The organism is Pseudomonas frederiksbergensis, assembly GCF_035751725.1.
In the GTDB taxonomy this organism is placed as follows: domain Bacteria; phylum Pseudomonadota; class Gammaproteobacteria; order Pseudomonadales; family Pseudomonadaceae; genus Aquipseudomonas; species Aquipseudomonas frederiksbergensis_A.
In genome coordinates, this window is record NZ_CP142104.1 from 583290 (window position 1) to 605597 (window position 22308).

General features: G+C 61.9%; 20 protein-coding genes and 1 riboswitch. Of the genes, 14 read left to right on the forward strand and 6 right to left on the reverse strand.

Annotated elements, in window-relative coordinates; all coding sequences use genetic code 11:
• The first annotated feature begins 87 nt into the window (after positions 1–87).
• Both hldE and VQ575_RS02620 read left to right on the forward strand, forming a co-directional pair.
• Positions 88–1509 (forward strand): bifunctional D-glycero-beta-D-manno-heptose-7-phosphate kinase/D-glycero-beta-D-manno-heptose 1-phosphate adenylyltransferase HldE, encoded by a 1422-nt coding sequence (gene hldE / locus VQ575_RS02615; protein WP_039592500.1) that lies wholly within the window; start codon positions 88–90, stop codon positions 1507–1509.
• 206 nt (positions 1510–1715) lie between these two features.
• Positions 1716–2519: a hypothetical protein gene (locus VQ575_RS02620; RefSeq protein WP_039592501.1), complete on the forward strand. Its 804-nt coding sequence runs from the start codon at positions 1716–1718 to the stop codon at positions 2517–2519.
• Between the two features lies 1 nt (position 2520).
• Here VQ575_RS02620 and VQ575_RS02625 read toward each other — a convergent pair whose 3' ends face one another.
• The 4 genes from VQ575_RS02625 to VQ575_RS02640 form a co-directional block, all read right to left on the reverse strand.
• Positions 2521–3486, reverse strand: coding sequence for a hypothetical protein (locus VQ575_RS02625; RefSeq protein ID WP_039592502.1), 966 nt, complete (start codon positions 3484–3486; stop codon positions 2521–2523).
• Between the two features lie 34 nt (positions 3487–3520).
• On the reverse strand, positions 3521–4333 hold the full coding sequence (locus VQ575_RS02630) for an aldo/keto reductase (RefSeq protein WP_039592503.1): 813 nt from the start codon (positions 4331–4333) through the stop codon (positions 3521–3523).
• Entirely contained in the window at positions 4330–5505 is a 1176-nt protein-coding gene (locus tag VQ575_RS02635) for an NAD(P)/FAD-dependent oxidoreductase (RefSeq protein WP_325919009.1), read from the reverse strand. Before VQ575_RS02635 ends, VQ575_RS02630 begins: the two co-directional genes overlap by 4 nt.
• Before the next feature lie 243 nt (positions 5506–5748).
• Positions 5749–6081, reverse strand: a complete 333-nt coding sequence (locus tag VQ575_RS02640; protein WP_039592505.1) for a DMT family transporter — start codon at positions 6079–6081, stop codon at positions 5749–5751.
• A gap of 103 nt (positions 6082–6184) precedes the next feature.
• Here VQ575_RS02640 and VQ575_RS02645 point away from each other — a divergent pair, with 103 nt between their 5' ends.
• On the forward strand, positions 6185–7075 hold the full coding sequence (locus tag VQ575_RS02645; protein ID WP_039592506.1) for a LysR family transcriptional regulator: 891 nt from the start codon (positions 6185–6187) through the stop codon (positions 7073–7075).
• Between the two features lie 22 nt (positions 7076–7097).
• The gene (gene waaA / locus VQ575_RS02650) at positions 7098–8372 is read left to right on the forward strand and encodes a lipid IV(A) 3-deoxy-D-manno-octulosonic acid transferase (RefSeq protein WP_325919011.1); all 1275 of its coding nucleotides are present in this window, start codon (positions 7098–7100) and stop codon (positions 8370–8372) included.
• Positions 8373–8427: 55 nt separating this feature from the next.
• Here the strand turns inward: waaA and VQ575_RS02655 are convergent, their stop codons facing one another.
• Positions 8428–9867 (reverse strand): TolC family outer membrane protein, encoded by a 1440-nt coding sequence (locus VQ575_RS02655; protein WP_325919012.1) that lies wholly within the window; start codon positions 9865–9867, stop codon positions 8428–8430.
• Between the two features lie 156 nt (positions 9868–10023).
• A riboswitch (TPP riboswitch) is annotated at positions 10024–10129 on the forward strand.
• A gap of 161 nt (positions 10130–10290) precedes the next feature.
• Here VQ575_RS02655 and thiC point away from each other — a divergent pair.
• The gene (thiC, locus tag VQ575_RS02660) at positions 10291–12183 is read left to right on the forward strand and encodes a phosphomethylpyrimidine synthase ThiC (protein ID WP_325919014.1); all 1893 of its coding nucleotides are present in this window, start codon (positions 10291–10293) and stop codon (positions 12181–12183) included.
• An 81-nt stretch (positions 12184–12264) separates the two neighbouring features.
• A complete protein-coding gene (gene cytX, locus VQ575_RS02665) occupies positions 12265–13557 on the forward strand; it encodes a putative hydroxymethylpyrimidine transporter CytX (RefSeq protein ID WP_039592510.1) in 1293 nt (430 codons plus the stop codon).
• Here the strand turns inward: cytX and VQ575_RS02670 are convergent.
• On the reverse strand, positions 13526–14272 hold the full coding sequence (locus VQ575_RS02670) for a DUF3298 domain-containing protein (RefSeq protein ID WP_325919015.1): 747 nt from the start codon (positions 14270–14272) through the stop codon (positions 13526–13528). The genes cytX and VQ575_RS02670 overlap by 32 nt on opposite strands.
• 214 nt (positions 14273–14486) lie before the next feature.
• On the opposite strand from VQ575_RS02670, the gene VQ575_RS02675 reads away from it, so the two are divergent.
• The 8 genes from VQ575_RS02675 to VQ575_RS02710 all read left to right on the forward strand — a co-directional run bounded on the left by VQ575_RS02675 (position 14487) and on the right by VQ575_RS02710 (position 22300).
• On the forward strand, positions 14487–15104 hold the full coding sequence (locus VQ575_RS02675; RefSeq protein WP_039592512.1) for an NUDIX domain-containing protein: 618 nt from the start codon (positions 14487–14489) through the stop codon (positions 15102–15104).
• On the forward strand, positions 15095–15547 hold the full coding sequence (locus VQ575_RS02680; protein WP_003186471.1) for a DUF1249 domain-containing protein: 453 nt from the start codon (positions 15095–15097) through the stop codon (positions 15545–15547). Before VQ575_RS02675 ends, VQ575_RS02680 begins: the two co-directional genes overlap by 10 nt.
• Positions 15548–15645: 98 nt before the next feature.
• Positions 15646–16461 carry a 3',5'-cyclic-AMP phosphodiesterase gene (gene cpdA / locus VQ575_RS02685; RefSeq protein WP_039592586.1) on the forward strand — a complete coding sequence of 272 codons (816 nt, stop codon included), beginning with the start codon at positions 15646–15648 and terminating at the stop codon, positions 16459–16461.
• An 861-nt stretch (positions 16462–17322) separates the two neighbouring features.
• Entirely contained in the window at positions 17323–17655 is a 333-nt protein-coding gene (locus VQ575_RS02690) for a DUF6124 family protein (RefSeq protein WP_039592513.1), read from the forward strand.
• A gap of 586 nt (positions 17656–18241) precedes the next feature.
• Positions 18242–18850 (forward strand): YqiA/YcfP family alpha/beta fold hydrolase, encoded by a 609-nt coding sequence (locus tag VQ575_RS02695; protein WP_198726995.1) that lies wholly within the window; start codon positions 18242–18244, stop codon positions 18848–18850.
• A 41-nt stretch (positions 18851–18891) separates the two neighbouring features.
• Complete coding sequence (gene parE, locus VQ575_RS02700) at positions 18892–20796, forward strand: DNA topoisomerase IV subunit B (RefSeq protein WP_053117857.1); 1905 nt, start codon at positions 18892–18894, stop codon at positions 20794–20796.
• On the forward strand, positions 20796–21782 hold the full coding sequence (locus VQ575_RS02705) for an esterase-like activity of phytase family protein (protein WP_039592516.1): 987 nt from the start codon (positions 20796–20798) through the stop codon (positions 21780–21782). Before parE ends, VQ575_RS02705 begins: the two co-directional genes overlap by 1 nt.
• Positions 21779–22300 (forward strand): retropepsin-like aspartic protease family protein, encoded by a 522-nt coding sequence (locus VQ575_RS02710; RefSeq protein ID WP_039592517.1) that lies wholly within the window; start codon positions 21779–21781, stop codon positions 22298–22300. Before VQ575_RS02705 ends, VQ575_RS02710 begins: the two co-directional genes overlap by 4 nt.
• Positions 22301–22308: the final 8 nt, after the last annotated feature.

Genomic DNA, 22308 nt, shown 5'->3' on the forward strand with positions numbered 1-22308 from the left:
CGCCGCATCCAATTGCAGCCATGGACGAGCCTTTCTCAACCCTGTGCTAATATCGCGCCCCTGTTCATTTTGTATGTGGGATGCTCCATGAAGTTGTCCATGCCGCGATTCGATCAAGCCCCTGTATTGGTGGTCGGCGATGTCATGCTCGACCGCTACTGGCATGGCGGTACATCACGGATTTCCCCCGAGGCGCCGGTACCGGTGGTCAGGGTCGAGCACATCGAGGACCGTCCCGGTGGCGCCGCCAACGTGGCCCTGAACATCGCCGCCCTCGGCGCACCGGCGTCCCTGGTGGGCGTGACCGGTGACGATGAAGCCGCCGAGAGCCTGGCCAACAGCCTGGAAGGCGCCGGCGTACGGGCGATCTTCCAGCGCATCGCGCACCAGCCGACCATCGTCAAGCTGCGGGTCATCAGCCGTCACCAGCAACTGCTGCGAATCGATTTCGAAGAGCCATTCGCCACCGACCCGCTGTCCCTTGGCGCCGAGGTCGACAACCTGCTCGACGGTATCAAGGTCCTGGTGTTGTCGGACTACGGCAAAGGCGCGTTGAAGAACCATCAAGTGTTGATCCAGGCTGCCCGTGCCCGCGGTATCCCCGTGTTGGCCGATCCCAAGGGCAAGGATTTTTCCATCTACCGTGGCGCGAGCCTGATCACCCCGAACCTCAGCGAATTCGAAACCATCGTCGGTGGTTGCGCTGACGAGCACGAATTGGTGAGTAAAGGCGCCCAGCTGATGCATGACCTGGATCTCGGAGCGCTGCTGGTGACCCGAGGTGAACACGGCATGACCCTGCTGCGTCCCGATCATCCGGCCCTGCACTTGCCGGCCCGTGCCCGTGAGGTATTCGACGTGACGGGGGCCGGCGACACGGTGATTTCCACGTTGGCCGCAGCGATTGCCGCCGGCGAGGAACTGCCCCATGCGGTGGCCCTGGCCAACCTGGCGGCAGGCATTGTCGTCGGCAAGCTGGGTACGGCGGCCATCAGTGCGCCTGAGCTGCGTCGCGCCATCCAGCGCGAAGAAGGTTCGGAGCGCGGTGTGCTCGGCCTGGAGCAACTATTGCTGGCCGTCGACGATGCGCGTGCCCACAACGAACGAATCGTCTTCACCAATGGCTGCTTCGATATTCTGCATGCCGGTCATGTGACCTACCTCGAGCAGGCCAGGGCCCAGGGCGATCGCCTGATCGTCGCGGTCAATGACGACGCATCGGTGAGCCGCCTGAAAGGGCCAGGCCGGCCGATCAACAGCGTTGATCGACGCATGGCGGTCCTGGCCGGCCTTGGCGCGGTGGACTGGGTCATCAGCTTCAGCGAGGGCACACCGGAAAACCTGCTTCGCCAGGTCAAGCCGGATGTGCTGGTGAAGGGCGGTGACTACGGGATCGATCAGGTTGTCGGTGCTGATATCGTTGCGGCCTACGGCGGCACGGTGAAGGTGTTGGGACTGGTAGAAAACAGCTCGACGACGGCGATCGTCGAGAAGATCCGCGGCCGTTGAGGTGTTAATCTGATGGTTCGGGAAAGGTGTCATGGCCCGTGCCTTTCTCACCGCAGATCTGCTCGTAAGCCTTGTTTGATTCGTCCGCCGCAGTTGACTTGTGAAGTCACGTCGCCGGTGGTGGATGCATAGTCGCGTGGGGGAGTGCCAGCAATCTGGCGTAATGTCGCCGGAGCGAATCATTGTTACGTTGGGGCAGGTGCGTATTGAAAGTTGCGCTGGCATTTTTTGGTATTCCGAGGAACTCGGAAGTCTGTTTTCCATCCATCAGAGAAAATGTTCTGGCACAGATCCCTGCCCGGAGCGAAGTGCAGTGTTTTTACCATTTGTACAAGATCGATGAGGTTCACAATCCGCGTTCGGGTGAAGCAGGCGAGCTGAATGCGAACAACTATTCACCGTTCAGCACTATGACCGGTCGACTCGACTCTATCGACGGGGTGCTGGAGCGTTGGGACTACGAGAGGATCAAGGCGCTTGGTGATACATGGGGGGACCAGCATGCGTCGCTCAGAAACCTGATCTATCAGCTCAACTCATTGAACAATGTGACGGCCATGATGGAGCCATTTGATCCGGACTTCGTCGTGTTTGTACGCCCCGACATCTTCTTCCACACTGCGCTTCCAAATTATGTATTTGCTCGCCCCGAAGCTCGTCGGTTGAATACCTATATCCCGGATTGGCAATGGTGGAACGGTTTGAATGACCGATTTGCGATCTGCGGGCGCGACGCCTACCGTGCTTATGGTACGCGTATTGAGCGTATTTTCGATTTTTGCGAGGCAACCGGCAGAAAGCTGCATTCCGAACGGTTACTCAAATATGCGTTGCAGCAAGCACATGTCAGGGTCTGCACCATGCCGACCACGGCATCACGTGTACGAATTAATGGCAATTTCGCCGAAGAGTCATTTTCCTCCAAGCGCGGCATGGGTAAACGCGAGAATCGTTACTTTCGTCTGTTTGCACGGTGGCGGACCTATCTCGATAGGCGCTCATCCACCTGAGCTATTTGTGTAGCGTCCCACGAACCATGCGCATCAAGCCCATGGCTTTCTTGTGCAAGCCTTTGAGGCCTGGGCGATGTGGGGCAGGAGCCTTCAGACCTTGTTTGACAAGCCAATCCTTCCAGCGGATGCGTTCGTCGCGCACCACCCAGCCCTCTTGGTTGGCGAAGCTTTCAGCCAAGTGCAAGCCTCGTGTGCTGGCTGCGACCAGTCGATCGCGTTTGAGCGTATAGAGCTCTCCGATCGGCTTTCCGTCTTCAAGCGGCATCAGGTACAGGTCCGGTCGCTTGCGGTCCAGGCGTGCCACCAGTTGGTCGCCCTCCAGACGCTCATCGACATGAAACAGGCTCAGTGACTTGGCTTCCTTGGGCACGTCCAGTCGCAAGTCATAAATCAATTGCAGCGATGCCGTCGGCAGGTGCACATAGGCCCGTGGCCGTTCGATCAGCTGCAGGTTAGCGCTGCGCACCGGGCGGGCCGAGCCCGAGAGAGGCGTCAGGCGAAACGGCAAGGCTTCGCGGTAATGCAGGGCCGTGGCGTAAGGAGCCGGCAGCCAGGTGTCGTTGAAGCGTCCACCGAGCCAACCTTCCGGCGTTTCCAACAGGCATTCTTCGGCTATTTCGTTGATAGCGGTAAGCAGCGGCAGATTCAGCTCATGAGCCGGGACGTAGCCCGAGATCAGCTTGAGCACCACATCGCCGCGATCCTGCCGGCGTTGACGCACGAGCACCCAATATTCACGGTTCTGCCAATGCAGGGTCAGGCGCACCGAGACGCCCAGGTTCGCCAGCTCCACGGAAAAGCGTTCGGCATCGTCCACGGTCATGGGACGCCGCCGCTGCAAGGTCTGGGCAAAGTTGAGCGGCATCCCCACGCTCTGGTAAGTCAGGCCTTCGGGAGTCGCTTCGACGAAAAGGGGCAGAGTCTTGAAGTTGCTTGGATTTTTCCTGATGAGCGTACGCGGCATGTCGGCTCCTTCCTTTAGGCCGCGTAGGGCGGCGTCAGTTTTTACGCAGGACCTTGGCGACGGTCGCGACGTTATGGGCGAGGTGCAGCGGATTGATCGTGCCGACAATAGCACTGGCGACCCCAGGATGCTCAAACAACAGTTCGAAACTGGCGCGAACCGGGTCTACCCCGGGGCTCAGGCAGACGTGACCGCTGGCCAGGGCTTTTTTCACCAGGATCGCTTTGCCGTGCTCGCTGGCGTAGTCAATGACAGCCTTTTCGTTTCGTTCGTTCAGATTGTAGGTGACCATCGCACAATCACCTTGCTCCAGGGCTTTCAAGCCACCTTCGACGGTCTTGCCGGAAAAGCCGAAGCCGCCGATCTTGCCCTCGCGCTTGAGCGCCGCCAGGGTCGGGTAGACCTCGCTGTCGTTGAGGATCGCCAGGTCGTTGCCATCGGAATGTACCAGCACCAGGTCGATATGGTCGGTTTCCAGGCGCTTGAGGCTGCGCTCTACCGAGAATCGCGTATGGGCGGCGCTGAAATCATGGCGTGACTGGCCGTCGCTGAATTCCTCGCCAACCTTGCTGACGATCACCCAGTCCTGGCGTTGGCCGCGTAGCAGCGGGCCGAGGCGCTCCTCGCTGCGACCGTAGGCCGGCGCGGTGTCGATCAGGTTGATGCCCAGGTCGCGGGCCAGCTTGAGCAGCATGCGCGCTTCGTCGTCATCGGGAATCTGAAAGCCGTTGGGGTATTTCACGCCCTGGTCGCGACCAAGCTTGACGGTGCCCAGGCCCAGGGGCGAGACCATCGGGCCGTTGTTGCCCAGCGGGCGGTGCAGATCGTGGAGTGTTGGCAGGCTCATGGCAGTAATTGGTCCCAGGCGGGAACGCCCATCGGCGGCTTTGGCAGGTCCGGCAGCGGAGTGGAATGGATGGGTTGGATGGCGTCGCGCTGCAGCGCGGCGATCACCCGATCAGAAAAGTCCGGGGCCAAGGCCAATTTGGTCGGCCAGCCCACCAGCAGGCGATCCTGCTCGGCGACGAAGGCATTATCCGGGCGGGTCAGGCCCGATTGCAGCGGCTCTGCGCGGGCGACCCGCAACGTGGCCCATTGCGCGGTGCTGAGGTCGATCCACGGAAGCAGTTGGCCGAGCTCCTTCTGGGCGACGGCGATCTGCGCGGCGGGCTCGCGGGCAACGGCATCCCCCTCGGCGAGATCGCCTCCCAGGTACCAGACCCATTGGCCATCGGCGGCTGGATGAGTGGTCACGGTTACCCGTGGCTTAGGCCCGCCGCCCAGGCAATGGGCATACAGGGGCTTGAGGCTCGGTCCCTTGGCCAGGACCATGTGCAACGGCCGGGTCTGCATGGCCGGCTGGTCCAGGCCCAAGGCTTTGAGAAGGTCAGCGGTGCCGCCGCCGGCACTGAGGACAATGCGTTGGGCGTGGATTTCGCGACCGTCGACTTTCAGTCCGACCAGCTTGCCTTCTTCGTGCAGTGGTTCGATGTGCTGTCCGGCCAGCAGGCTGTCGCCGGCCAGTTCCGCCAGGCGTGCGATCAGGCTGGGAACGTCCACCACTAACTCGGCCAGGCGGTAGACCTTGCCTTTGAAGCGCTTGTCTTGCAGGGCCGGCGGCAGTTGGTCGCCCTTGACTTGGTCAACGCGTCCGCGCACGGCCTTGCTGGCGAAAAAACTGGTGAGGTTGCCGGCCAGCGTGCCGGGCGACCAGAGGTAATGGGCATCGGACAACATGCGCACGCCCGACAGGTCCAGCTCACCGTCGCCCTTGAGGGCTTCGCGCCAGCGGCGCGGCATGTCGGCGATGGCTTCCGAGGCGCCGGTCAGGGCGCCATGCAACGCGTATTTGGCGCCGCCATGGATGATGCCCTGGGATTTGACACTCTGCCCGCCGCCAAGGCTGGCGCTTTCCACCAGCACGGTTGAAAAACCCTGGCGGCGCAAACGCGCGTTTAGCCAGAGGCCGGCGACGCCTGCGCCGACAATCAGAATGTCGGTGGAAATAACGGATGGCATGAGCGACCTCAGTGTTCAAGACGAGGGCGCAGTATACAGGCTCGATGCAGAGGGCATTTGTTGGCGATCAACGTCGGCAACTTTCGGACAAAGCTTTGGTGGCGAGGGAGCTTGCTCCCGCTGGAGCGCGAAGCGGTCCCGTTTCTAGTGGGCGCTTCGCACCCAAGCGGGAGCAAGCTTCCTCGCCACACGTGCATTTGAGCTCAATGAAAAGGTATTTCAGCTCGGATGATCAGTGGATCTTCAGTGCCCGGCAGTCTTGGAAAACAGCTGTATAACCACCACCCCCAACACAATCAACGCCATCCCCAGCATCGCCGGCACGTCCAGTTTTTGCCCATAGATGAACAACGCAGCAACGCTGACCATGACAATCCCCAACCCGGCCCAGACCGCATAGGCCACGCCCACCGGAACGGTGCGCACCACCAGCGTCAGCATCCAGAACGCGGTGCCGTAGCCTGCGATGACCAGCAACAAGGGCAGGGGTGCGCTCAGGCCCTTGATCGCTTTCATCGAAACGGTGGCGATCACTTCGGCGCAGATGGCGATGGCGAGGTAGTAGTAGGCGTTCATGAGCGAATCCTCTTTGGCTGTTGCGTCGTTCGATGGACCTATTCTAGGGAATGATCAGATGCGGTAAAGTCATTACCTATCTGTAATTGAGATAGGTTGAGCCATGAACGTTCAGTGGAACCTTGAGCAATTGCGACTGTTCGTCGGGGTCGCCGAGAAGCGTTCGTTTTCCGCAGTGGCCCGTGATCAGCGCAAGGCCCAGTCAGCCATCAGCAGCGCGATTGCGATGTTGGAGGAGGATCTGGGGGTGAGCCTGTTCGAACGCAGCAGCGGTCGCCAGCCCAAGCTCACCGATGCGGGCGTGGCATTGCTGGAGGAGGCCAGGGAGGTGTTGCGTCAGTGCGAGCGCCTCAACGGCCGGGCACTGGCCTTGATGCGGGGGCAGGAAGCATCGCTGCGCCTGGCCCAGGACGAAGCCATGCCGTATCAGCCTGTCATCGACAGCCTGGCGGCGCTGGCCGAACGATTTCCTACGCTTGAAGTGCAACTGGCGAGCGCCGCCCAAGGCGATGTGGCGCGCAAACTGGTGGAGCGTCGCGCCGACCTCGGGTTGTTGTTCTATCACGATCAGATTCCCGAGGCGCTGGAGCGCAGGGTGCTGGGCAGCGTCGAGATGGTCACGGTGTGCGGCCGGGATCATCCACTGGCGAACCACGGTTATGTGTCATGCCTGGAAATGGCCCGGCACCGGCAGTTGCTGATGGCGACCCAATCCAGCGTCTATCCCGGCAGCGAACAGGCCAGCCCGCAAGTCTGGCGCGCCGACAGCTTCTACGTGCTGGCCGAGTGGTTGAGGAGTGGCTTGGGCTGGGCCTGGTTGCCGCGGCACGTCGTGCAGTACCCGGCGTACCAGGGAGATATGGTCGAACTCAACAGCGAATGGACCCCGCCGGCCCTGGTGGTGGAACTGGTCTGGCGCCGCGATGAACCCCTTGGCCCGGCCGCGCGTTGGCTGGCGGAACGTTTTGCCGTGCAGTTGCAGGCGATTGGCTGAAAACCCGATAAACTCCGCCGCCATGAACAGAACTCTCTATAGCGCGTTGTTTTACCTGGGGCTGCCATTGGTGGCGATTCGGCTTTGGCTGCGGGCTCGCAAGGCACCGGCCTATGCGCGGCGTATTGGCGAGCGGTTTTCGTGGGGATTGCCGGCGATGGTGCCGGATGGCATCTGGGTCCACGCGGTATCGGTGGGTGAGAGTATTGCCGCCGCGCCGATGATCCGCGCCTTGCTGCAACGTTATCCACAACTGCCGATCACCGTCACTTGCATGACGCCCACCGGTTCGGAGCGGATCAAGGCGTTGTTCGCCAATGAACCGCGCATCCAGCATTGCTATCTGCCTTATGACCTGCCTTGCGCGGCCAATCGCTTCCTCGACCTGGTACGGCCGAAACTGGCGGTGATCATGGAAACCGAGCTATGGCCCAACCACATCCATCAATGCGCCCGCCGCGGCATCCCCGTGGCGTTGGCCAACGCGCGGCTGTCGGAGCGTTCGGCGCGTGGTTATGCCCGTTTTCCCAAGCTGACCCGGCCGATGCTCGCCGAGATGAGCCTGTTTGCGGTGCAGACCGAAGCCGAGGCCGAGCGCTTTCGCCAGCTCGGTGCCAGGGCACAGACCGTCGAGGTTACGGGCTCGATCAAGTTCGACTTGACCATCGACCCACAACTGCTCGAAAGCGCCAGCGCCTTGCGTCGCCAATGGCAAGCGGTGGAACGCCCGGTGTGGATCGCCGCCAGCACCCACGAGGGTGAGGATGAGGTGGTGCTGGCCGCCCACCGTCGGTTACTCGACAGTTATCCCGATGCGTTGCTGATCCTGGTGCCGCGTCATCCGGAGCGATTCGATTCGGTGGCGCAGTTGTGTGAGCGCGAGGGTTTCAACACCGTCCGGCGTTCAAGCGCTCAAGCAGTCGATTCACAAACCTCGGTGCTGCTCGGCGACACCATGGGCGAGCTGCTGTTTCTCTACGCGTTGGCTGATAGCGCGTTTGTCGGTGGCAGCCTGGTGCCCAACGGTGGGCACAACCTGCTCGAGCCAGCGGCCATGGCGAAACCGGTGCTCAGTGGCCCGCATCTGTTCAACTTCCTCGAAATCGCCGCGCAGTTGCGCGCCGCCGGAGCGCTGGCGGAAGTGGAAGATGCCGAAAGCCTGGCCCTGGCGGTGCAGCGCCTGTTCGAACTGCCCCGGGATGCCCAGCGCATGGCCGAGGCGGGATTGGTGGTGATGCGCCGCAACCAGGGTGCGTTGCAGCGATTGCTGGATGGGCTGGGGCGGTTGATGGGCTGAGCTTTTGTGGCGAGGGAGCAAGCTCCCTCGCCACAGGGGATTCGTCGCAGATGTGTTATTGCGCCGGCCGCGAGCGCAACTGCTCCGCTGCGGCCTGGGCCAGGTCCGGCGGCAGGAAGTCCTTGTCCGGGTTGTAGTCGGGCTTGAGGTAGCGGGACAGGGCTTGCAGGTCTTCCGGGCTCAAGGTCCCGGCGGCCTGCTTGAGGCGCAGGTTGTCCAGGATGTAGGCATAGCGGGCGTTGTTGTAGTCGCGCACCGAGGTGTACAACTGGCGCTGGGCGTCGAGCACATCGACGATGTTGCGGGTGCCCACCTGGTAGCCGATCTCCGTGGCATCCACTGCGCTCTGGTTGGAGATGATCGACTGGCGCCGGGCCTGGACCTGTTCCACATCGGTGTTTACCGCGCGGTGCAGGTTGCGGGTGTTTTCCACGACTTGCCTACGCAGGCCTTCACGCTGCTGCTCGGTCTGGGTGAGCTGCGAGTAGGACTCGCGCACCTGCGAGCTGGTCAACCCGCCGCTGTAGATCGGAATACTCAATTGCAGGCCGATGGTGCGTTGCTCGGCGTCGCCACCATAGCGCTGGCCGGTGGGGCTCGGGTTGGTGAAGCCGAGGCCGTCGTTGTCACCTTTGCGGTACTGGGCGATTGCATCGAGGGTCGGCGCGTGACCAGCCTTGCGTTGGCGCAGCGTATCCTCGGCGGCATCGACGGCGTAGTTGCTGGCCAGCAGATTGAGGTTCTGCCTGGCGGCGGTGTCGACCCAGGCCTTGGCGTCGTTGGGCGCCGGCGGCAGGATCGGCAGGGTGTGGACGACGCCCTGGATCGAATTGTATTGGCGGTTGGTCAGGGTGATCAGCGCTTCGAAAGCGTCTTCGACCTGGCGTTGCGCGATGATCCGGTTGGCCCGCGCGGTGTCGTAGCTGGCCTGGGATTGCAGCACGTCGGTCTTGTCCGACAGGCCCACGTCGAAACGTTCGTTGGACTGGTCGAGCTGACGCTTGAACGCGGCTTCCTCGGCCTTGGTCGAGGCCAGGTTGTCCTGGCTGCGCAGCACGTTGAAATAGGCTTCGGCGCTTTGCAGGATCAGGTTCTGCTCGGTGGCCGACAACTGCAGCGATGCCTGTTCATTGACCGATTTGGCCGCTTGCAGTTGGAACCAGCGGTCGGCGCGGAAAATCGGCTGCGACAGCGTGGCCTGGTAGACCGTGGAGCTGCGGGTGGCGGTCATCGCCGGTTCGTCGAGCTCGGTACGGGTGTTGTTCAGGTCGGCGCCGGCCGAGAGGTTGGGCAGCAGCCCGGCGCGGGCCTGGGGCACCACTTCCTTCTGGGCGCCATACTGGGCGCGGGCGGCGGCCAGGTCGGCGTTGTTGTCCACTGCTTCCTGGTACACGCTGACCAGGTCGGTGCGGGTGGATAAAGGCGCTTCGGCGGCCCAGGCCATTCCATTGGACGCACAAGACACGGCAAGGGCCAGTGAGAGTTTGCGCAGCATGAGGCGATCCCTACGTTCAAATTGAATGCGCATAACAGGCGCGCGGCGTAGCGAGTGTAGTTGCGGCTACTCACGGCAACAATCCTGTATTTGCGCCATTCATCACGGCTTTTGCCCAGGCGATGGCGTTCTGCGCCGGTTGTGTCTAGACTGGCCGGGTTCTTGTCGGGGTGCCTTGCTATGAGGCTGAGATCGAATAATTTCGGATCCCGTTGAACCTGATCAGGTTAGCGCCTGCGTAGGGAACAAGATTTCTCGTCACCCGGCGAGTCCTCTTGTGCTTCGTCCGGGATGTTGTTCGACAATCGAACACCTCCGAGCAGCAAGCACAGCGTCCGCACTTTCGTGCAAGGGCGCGTCCATTCGCTACAGGTTCGCTCCGACAAAAATCCACTGCCTGGATGTGTGTCTGGAGAGCCCGTGATGACGACAAAATCAAAAAACGCGACCAACCTCAGTGAATCGGCCCAGGTCGATCAGCAATCGGTCCAACCCTTTACCCGCTCGCAAAAAATCTACGTCCAGGGCAGCCGCCCGGATATCCGCGTGCCCATGCGCGAAATCAGCCTCGACGTGACCCCCACCGACTTCGGCGGCGAAATCAACGCGCCGGTAGTGGTCTACGACACCTCGGGCCCGTACACCGATCCCAACGTGATCATCGATGTACGCAAAGGCCTGGCCGATGTGCGTTCGCCGTGGATCGAAGCCCGTGGCGACACCGAGCGCCTGGCGGGCCTGAGTTCCAATTTCGGCCAGGAACGCCTGGCCGACCCCGAGCTGACCAAGCTGCGCTTTGCCCACGTGAACAACCCGCGTCGCGCCAAGCCGGGTGCCAACGTCAGCCAGATGCACTACGCGCGAAAAGGCATCATCACCGCCGAGATGGAATACGTCGCCATCCGCGAAAACATGAAGCTGGAAGTCGCCCGCGCCGCCGGCCTGCTGGACCAGCAACACGCCGGCCACAGCTTCGGCGCCAGCGTGCCGAAGGTCATCACCCCGGAATTCGTGCGCGACGAAATCGCCCGTGGCCGCGCGATCATCCCGGCCAACATCAACCACACCGAACTGGAACCGATGATCATCGGCCGTAACTTCCTGGTGAAGATCAACGGCAACATCGGCAACAGTGCGCTGGGTTCGTCCATCGAAGAAGAAGTGGCGAAGCTGACCTGGGGCATCCGCTGGGGTTCGGACACGGTCATGGACCTGTCCACCGGCAAGCACATCCATGAAACCCGCGAGTGGATCATCCGCAACTCGCCCGTACCAATCGGTACCGTGCCGATCTACCAGGCGCTGGAAAAAGTCGGCGGCGTCGCCGAAGACCTGACCTGGGAATTGTTCCGCGACACGCTGATCGAGCAGGCCGAGCAGGGCGTCGATTACTTCACCATCCACGCCGGCGTGTTGCTGCGCTATGTGCCGATGACCGCCAAGCGCGTCACCGGTATCGTCAGCCGTGGCGGTTCGATCATGGCCAAGTGGTGCCTGGCGCACCACAAGGAAAACTTCCTCTACACCCATTTCGAAGACATCTGCGAAATCATGAAGGCCTACGACGTCAGCTTCTCGCTGGGCGATGGCCTGCGTCCGGGCTCGATTGCCGACGCCAACGACGAAGCGCAGTTCGGTGAGCTGGAAACCCTCGGCGAACTGACCAAGATCGCCTGGAAGCACGACGTGCAATGCATGATCGAAGGCCCCGGCCACGTGCCGATGCAGTTGATCAAAGAGAACATGGACAAGCAGCTCGAGTGCTGCGACGAGGCGCCGTTCTACACCCTCGGCCCGCTGACCACCGACATCGCGCCGGGCTACGACCACATCACTTCCGGCATCGGTGCCGCTATGATCGGCTGGTTCGGTTGCGCCATGCTTTGCTACGTCACGCCGAAGGAACACCTCGGCTTGCCGAACAAGGATGACGTCAAGACCGGGATCATCACCTACAAGATCGCCGCTCACGCAGCCGACCTCGCCAAGGGCCACCCGGGCGCGCAGATCCGCGACAACGCCTTGAGCAAGGCGCGATTCGAGTTCCGCTGGGAAGACCAGTTCAACCTCGGCCTCGACCCGGACACCGCTCGCTCGTACCACGACGAGACCCTGCCGAAGGACTCGGCCAAGGTCGCGCATTTCTGCTCGATGTGCGGGCCGAAATTCTGCTCGATGAAAATCACCCAGGAAGTGCGCGAGTACGCCGCCAACCAACGCATTGAAGCGGTGGATGTCGATGATGTTGCCCAAGGCCTGGCGGAGCAGGCCGAGCGGTTCAAGAAAGAAGGCAGTCAGCTTTACAAGAAAGTTTAAGCGGCGCTCACCCCGTGGCGAGGGAGCAAGCTCGCTCGCCACATCAGCGACCCAAAACAATAATCTCCCTGGGATATCTCTTTGAACATCCAACCCAGCACCTACTCCCCAGACGCTGCCGTCCCCCTGGACAAACGCGTCTTCGGCGCCCGCGATCTGTTTTCCCTGTGGTTCTCCCTCGGCATCGGCCTGATGGTCTTGCAGGTCGGCGCCTTGCTCGCGCCGGGCCTGGGCCTGAGCGGTTCGTTGCTGGCGATTTTCCTTGGCACGCTGGTGGGCGTCCTGCTGCTGGCGGCCGTCGGCGTGATTGGCAGCGACACGGGCCTGTCGGCCATGGCCGCGCTCAAGCTCAGCCTCGGTGGCAAGGGCGCGAGCGTGCCGGCGGTGTTGAACCTGCTGCAACTGATCGGTTGGGGCTCGTTCGAAATCATCGTCATGCGCGACGCCGCCAGCCTGCTCGGTGCCCGGGCCTTCAGCGAAGGCAGCCTGGGTTCCAATCCGCTGCTATGGACACTGTTCTTCGGCGCCCTGGCGACCCTGCTCGCCGTGAGTGGGCCGCTGACCTTCGTGCGCAAGGTCCTGCGCAAATGGGGCATCTGGTTGCTGTTGGCGGCCTGCATCTGGTTGACCTGGAACCTGTTCGCCAAGGCTGACCTGGTGGCGCTGTGGGCCCAGGCGGGCGATGGTTCGATGCCGTTGGCGGTGGGGTTCGATATCGCTATCGCGATGCCGCTGTCGTGGTTGCCGCTGATCGCCGACTACTCGCGTTTCGGCAAGCGCGCCAAGAACGTCTTCGGCGGTACTGCCGTGGGCTTCTTCATTGGTAATTTCTGGCTGATGAGCCTGGGCGTGGCCTACACCCTGGCGTTCGCGCCGAGCGGAGAAGTCAACGCGTTGCTGCTTGCCCTGGCGGGTGCTGGATTGGGTATTCCCCTGTTGCTGATTCTGCTGGACGAGTCGGAAAACGCCTTTGCCGACATCCACTCGGCGGCGGTATCGACGGGCATGTTGTCGGGTTTGAAGGTCGAGCACCTGGCGTTGGCGATCGGCCTCATCTGCACCTTGATCGCCTGCCTCGCGCCGTTGGCGCAATACCAGAACTTCCTGTTGCTGATCGGCTCGGTGTTCGCGCCGCTGTTCGGCGTGGTGCTGGTGGACCATTTCATCCTGCGCAAACGCAGCAGCCAGGTATCGTCAGCGTCGTTGCGCTGGCCGGCATTGTTGGCCTGGCTGGGTGGGGTGAGCACTTACCACCTGCTGGCCAACTTTTATCCGGACGTCGGCGCAACCCTGCCGTCGCTGATCCTGGCGGGGTTGCTGCAACTGTTGCTGGGCCGGGCCTTCAGCTACGGCCGGGAAACAGCTCGGGCTTGAGGATGCCGTTGAGGCGCGGATAGGCGATCTTCAGTTCGATGTGGCCCAGGGCGTACGGCGCGATGGTGCTCACTTCGTACTTGAGGATCACCCCACCGTAGGTCAGCGCTACGTGCGGTGTCTTCTGGAAGGGCCACTGTTTGACGAACTCCGGTTCCTGGTCCAGCTTGGTGCTGATCAGCCAGCTGTTGTGGGCGACTTGTGCGGCTTTCCAGAACGCCTCCTCCTGGCCCGGCAGCAGCATGTCCGACAGTGTCAGCACCTTGTGTTGTTGGCGCGAATAGTTGATGAAACCGCGACCCGGGGTGCCGTGGGCGCCGCCGGTGTCCAGGTAGCTGGACAATTCGATGATCACCAGGCCGTCATGTTGCTCACGTACCTTGGCCTGCAAATAGCTGCTGTTGCGCGGTGCGGCGCTGCGCAAGAATTGCTCGCGATAGGCGGCGAGCGTCGGCGCCACCGGAGCGTCCGGGCTGGTGCGGGTCATTTGCAACAGGCGTTTTTCGATGATGTCGTCCAGGGCCGGCTCGGCGGGAAAGTGCAGGGTATCGATGTTCACCAGCGGGCAGTCGGCACTGGCGCAGCCGGGCTGCAATTGCTCCGACGCATCGCGAGTGGTCTCCAGCGGTGCTCGATAATTGGGTTGGAACAGGCTTTGGCAAGCACCCAGGGTCAGGGCAATGGCGGCCAGGGAAGCAATTTTGAAAAGCGACATGGGCGTCCTTCGTGGAACAGGGAAAGGCAAAAAGTTACCCGCTTCGACTGTCGGCAGGGCAATCAGTTCGCCACTAAGCTCATTAGAGTAATTTTAAAGGCAGCCGTCTATCCCGATGACCGGAAAGGGGCTGCATCAAACGGTACGGGCGCGTTAGGATGGCGCGAAGCCGAGGTAGGAACCTCGTACTGATCCATTGCACACGAGGATTGTCATGACCGATTTCGCCAACGCCACACCGAGCGCCGTGGAGATCGCCGAGCGTGAAACCTGTTTCAAAGGTTTCTATAAGCTCGACCGGCTCGTCTTGCGCCACGAGTTGTTTGCCGGGGGCATGAGCCGCAAAATCAGCCGTGAACTGTTCGTGCGTCATGACGCGGTATGTGTGCTGCCCTACGACCCGCAGCGTGATGAAGTGGTGTTGATCGAGCAGTTTCGCGTGGGGGCCATGGGCAAGACCGCCAACCCCTGGCTGGTGGAGCTGGTGGCTGGCCTGATCGACAAGGACGAGCAACCGGAAGAAGTTGCTCATCGCGAAGCGCAGGAGGAAGCTGGGCTTGTCTTCGCCGCGCTCTGGCCGATGACCAAGTATTTTCCATCGCCGGGCGGCAGCGATGAGTTCGTGCATCTTTTCCTGGGGCGTTGCGACAGCACGGGGGCCGGCGGCCTGCATGGCCTGCTGGAAGAAGCTGAAGATATCCGCGTGAAGGTCTGGGCGTTCGAAGACGCGCTGCAAGCGGTGCGCGACGGTCGTATCTGCAACGCGGCCAGCATCATTGCCTTGCAATGGCTGGCCTTGAATCGTGATGAAGTGAGGGGGCTATGGTCCTGAACAAGCTGCGCGATCGTTATCGCGTCGATCTGGTGGGGTTGCAGGCCGCCTGCGAGGCCAATTACGCCCGCCTGATGCGCTTGTTGCCGGACATGCGCAACGATCCGGCACCGCGTCGCATCGCCGTGACCCATGGCGACCAGATGCTCGGCGTGCTGGCCCTGGAAGTGCTGCAAACCTGTCCTTACACCACCACCTTGCAGGTGCGCCAGGAACACAGCTTGCCCTGGCTGCCGGTGCCGCAGCTGGAAGTTCAGGTCTATCACGATGCGCGCATGGCCGAAGTTGTCAGCGCCGAGCATGCGCGACGCTTTCGTGGCATCTATCCTTACCCCAATGCGTCAATGCACCAGCCGGATGAAAAAGCCCAGTTGAACCTGTTCCTCGGCGAGTGGCTGAGTCATTGCCTGGCGCTGGGCCACGAGTTCGAAGTCGTACGGTAGTTGTGAACCGGTTCCGGTTCGCGGGTTTCCCCTTTCGATCGTCCCCAGCATAATTGCCGCTTCATGCAACGGCGTCATTGCGCCTGGGAGAAAGCGATTTGCCTAGCGTATCCAGCTTGACCACGGCCGATGCGGCGCTGTTGGTCCAACTGTCCGACAGCCATTTGTTCGCCGAGGCCGATGCCTCGTTGCTGGGCATGAATACCCGTGACAGCTTGCGGGCGGTCGTTGACCTGGTGCTCAGGGAACAACCGAACATCGATTTGATGCTTGCCACGGGGGATCTGTCCCAGGACGGCACGTTGCAGTCCTATGAGGCATTTCGACAACTGACTGCGCGAATCGACGCGCCGGCGCGGTGGATTCCCGGTAACCATGATGAGCCGCAGGTGATGCTCGAGGCGGCGGTCAAGAGCACGTTGCTCGATCCGGTGGTGGACATTGGCAATTGGCGGGTGACGATGCTCGACTCCGCCGTGCCGGGTTCGGTGCCTGGGTTCTTGACCCAGGAGCAGTTGATTCTGTTGGCCAATGCCTTGAGCGAGGCGCCGGAGCGGCATCATCTGGTATGTCTGCATCATCATCCGGTGTCGATTGGGTGCGCGTGGATGGAGCCGATCGGGTTGCGTAATCCCGAGGCGCTGTTTGCGGTGCTGGATCGGTTTCCCCAGGTTCGGGCGGTGTTGTGGGGGCATGTGCATCAGGAAATCGACCAGGTGCGCGAGGGGGTTCGTTTGTTGGCTTCGCCTTCGACTTGTATTCAGTTTGAGCCGGGGAGTGAGGATTTTGCGGTGGGCTCGCAGGCGCCGGGGTATCGGTGGTTGCGGTTGTTGCCGGATGGGCGGTTGGAGACGGGGGTTGAGCGGGTGGTTGGGTTTGCTTTCACTCCCGATTATGGTTCCAACGGGTACTGAGTTTTTTGGGGACATATCCATTGCTGCGGTAACGGCCACTTAGGGTTCCGCCCTTACGGCGGCTCACTTTTTTTCAAACGCCAAAAAAAGTAAGCAAAAAAGGCTTGCCCCACCACTCGGTGCCTCGCCTAGGCTCGGCATGCCCGAACGAAGGCATTGCTCCGTGGGCCCGCCGCGAAGGGCCATCCATGGCCCAGCGCGGCTATCCCGGCATCCATGCCGGGATGCCCACTGCGCAATGCCTGCGTTCGGCCATCGTGGTTAACGGGGCCTCAAGATCAAAAGCCAAGCCGAGGCGGCCTGACAGCCGACCTGGCTCTCCCGGTCGTACACCCATCAGAAACTGTGGGAGCGGGCTTGCTCGCGAAGACGGCGGCACATACAACATGGATGCAAGCAGACCCACCGCCATCGCGAGCAAGCTCGGCTCCCACAAGGATCGGCGGTGGACACTGATCTTATAAACGACCCAAAACCAGTGTGGGAGCGAGCTTGCTCGCGATGGCGGCCTGAAAGCCGACCAAGGCTGTGGGAATGATCGGACAATCATCCGGGCCGCAGTGAATTTTTCCGACAAGTTCTGGCGGTTGCCGGGTGGGAAGGGCTGTCGCTAACCTTTTCCCGTCGCTGCAAATTCAGCGGCCGGGCCTGGAAACCCGATGAGTAAAAGGCATATCAGCGAGTCCCGTGAGATACTGCGGCGTTTTGAGCGTTCAGTTCCGCGTTATGGCGGCTGTGCGCGGGAGACTTTCGAGTCTGCCGGGTTTGCCTTTTACCTCGGTTTTCCAGCCCGTGCATAGCTGCCACCCTCTCGCCTGGAAACGGGAGATGGCAGTTCCACTACGTAAAAGGAACTACATCATGTTCAAAGCCACACCCAATCCCCCCGAAACCGATCCCCAAGAACTCGATGAAGCCGCCAAACGCGCCATCGACCATTATCTCGACCCCAAACCTCAAGCCAAAAAGAAAAAGCCCTCAGGTCAACTGTTCACCGTCGTGGAAGGCGTCGACACCGAAAGCCTGCTGGCCAACCTCAGCGAAACCCTGGCCTCAGCCGATGCCATGGTCAGCGACCTTGCCTTCGACCTGAAAGGCTCGCGACGCCATGTTGCCCTTGGCATTCAGCAACTGATTGAGCTGGGCGCTTTATTGGCGAATCGGATGCTGGACAACGTCAACACACAACCCTGACCACACCGCGAGCAGAGGCGAGCAAGATCGCTCCCACAATTGGACCGGAGTGCGACCGGGTGAACCAGGTCGGCTGTCAGGCCGCCTCGCGAGCAAGCTTTGCTCCCACAGATTTGACGGGTGTACAACCGGGAGAGCCAGGTCGGCTACTAGGCCGCCTCGTGGTGGACGTTGATCTCGGCGCCCCATTAACCACGATGGCCGAACGCAGGCATTGCGCAGTGGGCAACCCGGCATGGATGCCGGGTTAGCCGCGCTGGGCCATGGATGGCCCTTCGCGGCGGCCCACGGAGCAATGTCGGAGTGAGGGCATGCCGAGCCCTAGCGAGGCACCGAGTGGTGGGGCAGGAGCGTTTTGCTTACTTTTGCGCTTTTCAAAAGTGAGCCGCCGTCAGGGCGGAACCCTAAGTGGCCGTTACCGCAGCAATGGATATGTACTCAATCAGACCGCCATCGCGAGCAAGCTTTGCTCCCACAGGTGCTGTGATCGACGATTCATAGGAGGCGTCAACACGGTCAAATCCCCCCCAACCACCACAATCTCCCTGTAAACTCCGGCCTTTGCCCAACACCCAGGGAGTCGGCAATGTCGGGTTCGATCCTTTATATCCATGGCTTCAACAGCGCCCCAGCGTCGACCAAAGCCTGCCAACTGGTCGAGGTAATGGCACGCCTTGGCCTCAGCGACCAGCTACAGGTGCCCGCGTTGCATCACCACCCCCGCCAGGCCATCGGTCAGTTGGAGCAGGCGATCACAGAACTGGGGCGGCCGCTGCTGGTCGGCAGCTCGCTCGGCGGCTACTATGCGACTCACTTGGCCGAGCGCCACGGGCTCAAGGCCCTGTTGGTCAATCCTGCCGTGAGCCCGCACCGGATGTTCGACGGGTACCTGGGTACGCAGAAGAATTTATACACCGACGAAACCTGGGAATTGACCCACGACCACGTGACGGCCCTGGCCGAGCTGGAAGTGCCGGCGCCCCGGGATCCGCAGCGGTTTCAGGTATGGTTGCAAACCGGTGACGAAACGCTGGATTATCGCCACGCCCAGCAGTACTACCGCGCCTGTGCCTTGCGCATCCAGGCCGGCGGCGACCACAGTTTCCAAGGGTTTGCCCAGCAGTTGCCGGCGCTGTTGAGTTTTGCCGGCATTGGCGCCGATTTGTACCAGGCGATCGACTTCACGTCGCTGTGAGCCATCGCCCCTTTTTCATTGAACACTGACGACGAGACCCCATGGCCACTCCCAGCGCTAGCTCTTATAACGCAGACGCCATCGAAGTCCTCTCGGGCCTCGACCCGGTGCGCAAGCGCCCCGGCATGTACACCGACACCAGTCGGCCGAACCACCTCGCCCAGGAAGTCATCGACAACAGTGTCGACGAAGCCTTGGCCGGGCATGCGAAGTCGGTGCAGGTCATCCTGCACGCCGATCACTCGCTGGAAGTCAGCGATGACGGCCGTGGCATGCCGGTGGACATTCACCCTGAAGAGGGTGTTTCGGGCGTCGAGCTGATCCTCACCAAGCTGCACGCCGGCGGCAAGTTTTCCAACAAGAACTACCAGTTCTCCGGCGGTCTGCACGGGGTGGGTATTTCCGTGGTCAACGCCTTGTCGACCCAGGTGCGGGTGCGGGTCAAGCGGGATGGCAACGAATACCAGATGACGTTCGCCGATGGCTACAAGGCCACCGAGCTGGAAGTGGTCGGCACCGTCGGCAAGCGCAACACCGGGACCAGCGTGTATTTCGCTCCGGACCCGAAGTATTTCGATTCCCCGAAGTTTTCCGTCAGCCGCCTCAAGCATGTGCTCAAGGCCAAGGCCGTGTTGTGCCCGGGGCTGCTGGTCAGTTTCGAGGACAAGGCCACCGGCGAGAAAGTCGAATGGCATTACGAAGACGGCTTGCGTTCTTACCTGGTGGACGCTGTCAGCGGTTTTGAACGCCTGCCCGACGAGCCGTTCTGCGGCAGCCTGGCCGGTAACAAGGAAGCGGTGGACTGGGCGCTGTTGTGGCTGCCCGAAGGCGGCGAAAGCGTCCAGGAAAGCTACGTCAACCTGATCCCCACGGCCCAGGGCGGCACCCACGTCAACGGCTTGCGCCAAGGCTTGCTCGATGCGATGCGCGAGTTCTGCGAGTTCCGCAACCTGCTGCCCCGTGGCGTGAAGCTGGCGCCGGAAGACGTCTGGGAACGCATCGCTTTCGTCCTGTCGATGAAGATGCAGGAACCGCAATTCTCCGGCCAGACCAAAGAACGCCTGTCCTCCCGCGAGGCGGCGGCGTTTGTCTCCGGCGTGGTCAAGGACGCGTTCAGCCTCTGGCTCAATGCCAACCCGGAAACCGGTCTGGCCCTGGCGGAGCTGGCGATCAACAACGCCGGTCGTCGTCTCAAGGCCAGCAAGAAAGTCGAGCGCAAGCGCATCACCCAGGGGCCGGCATTGCCGGGCAAGCTCGCCGATTGCGCCGGGCAGGACCCGATGCGTTCCGAGTTGTTCCTGGTGGAAGGTGACTCCGCCGGTGGTTCGGCCAAGCAGGCGCGGGATAAGGAGTTCCAGGCGATCCTGCCGCTGCGGGGCAAGATCCTCAACACCTGGGAAGTGGACGGCAGCGAAGTGCTGGCCAGCCAGGAAGTGCATAACATCGCGGTGGCCATCGGTGTCGATCCGGGCGCCGAGGATATGACCCAGTTGCGCTACGGCAAGATCTGCATCCTCGCCGACGCCGACTCCGACGGCTTGCACATTGCCACGCTGCTCTGTGCCTTGTTCGTCCAGCATTTCCGCCCGTTGGTCGACGCTGGTCACGTCTATGTGGCGATGCCGCCGCTGTACCGCATCGATCTGGGCAAGGAAATCTACTACGCCCTGGACGAAGCCGAGCGCGACGGCATCCTCGATCGCCTGGTCGCCGAGAAGAAACGCGGCAAGCCGCAGGTCACCCGATTCAAGGGCCTGGGCGAGATGAACCCGCCGCAGCTGCGCGAAACCACCATGGACCCGAACACCCGTCGCCTGGTGCAGTTGACCCTGGATGATTTCGAAGCGACTTCGGAAATGATGGACATGTTGCTGGCGAAAAAACGCGCCGGCGACCGCAAGTCCTGGCTCGAATCCAAAGGTGACTTGGCCGAGGTCCTGGCCTGATGCGCAATGGTTTCGCCCTGGCGCTTTGGCTGTGGGCGGGGGTGGCGGTCGCCGAGTCCGCTCCGGAGCTCACGTTGTTGTCCGAGCATGCCGTCGAAGGCATGCGCGGTGGCAACCTGTCCGGGCTGGCCCTGTGTGGCAACGAGATGTGGGCAGTGTCCGATCGCGACGACGATCAGATCTATCGCCTCAAACCTAGTGACGTGCCGGTCTGGCAGGCTGAAACAGTGGCCGTCCAGGTGCCTACGGTGCCGGATACCGATTTGCCCTGGGGCTTGAGATCCCGCACCTGGGCGGCGTCGTTCCTGCGCGGGGGGGAGCTGGATTTCGAAGGCATCAGTTGCGACAGCGCCGGTAATCGCTATCTGGTCAGCGAGTCTCACGCCGCTGTGCTGCAAATACCGCCGACCGGGGCCGCATCCTGGCTGAAAATTGCCCCGACCCTGCTCCGCCAGGCGCGGGGCAGTGGCATGTTGTTGCATTTTAACGCCTTGTTCGAAGGCCTTGCGGTCAACCCGGCCGGCGACAGGCTCTGGCTGGCGGCCGAGCGTGAACGCCGTGGCCTACTGTCGATCAAGCGTCAGCAAACGGTGTGGGACTGCGACGGCAATTGTGTGCTGCTCAGCGAGGCGGGCCAGGAAATGCAGCCAGCGCAGTTTCCCAAGGCCAAGGCGGTATCGCGGGATTTCGCCGACCTGTCATTGTTCGATGGCAAGCTGTTTACCCTGGAACGCAACGCCTACCAGATCTGCCGGCGAGATGCGCAGACGGCCAAGGTCGAGCGCTGCTGGTCGTTCGCCGCCGAGGCCTTGCAGGACGAGCGCCGTTACCCTCAGCCCTACGGACTGGCCGAAGCGCTGGTGGTGGACGCCGACGGGGCATGGATCGGCCTGGACAACAACGACGGTACGCGGGCCGATGGCGAGCAGCGGCCGATCGTCTGGCACTTTGCCGCGCCCGACGGCGGCTGGAGCGCCTCGCCGTGAGCCAGCAGCCGCCGGGCAAGCGCGCCGGCCGGATACTGATGATCCTGGCCTGGTGCGCTGCGTTGTTCCTGGCAACTCGGTTTTTTGCCCAGTGGGAGCAGCGGGAACTCAATCCCAATGCCCAGGTGCATTCGCAAAAAGGCGAAGGTTTTATCGAGGTGAAGCTGGTCGGCAATCGGCAGGGGCATTTCGTCGCCAGCGGCCAGATCAACGGCCAGCCGGTTGACTTCATGCTCGACACCGGTGCCACCGACGTGGCGATTCCGTCGGAACTGGCCGAACGCCTCAAGCTGGAAAAAGGTTTCGGCGTGACGTTGAGTACCGCCAACGGTGTGAGCGAGGGCTACCGCACCCGCATCGACCGGCTGCAATTGGGCGACATCGTCTTGCGCGATGTCCGTGCCCTGGTGGCGCCCGGCCTGGGTGGCACGCAAGTGCTGCTGGGCATGAGCGCCCTGAACAAACTTGAATTTACCCAGCGCGACGGCACCATGCTGCTGCGCCAGACAACGAACTGATGAGGCCC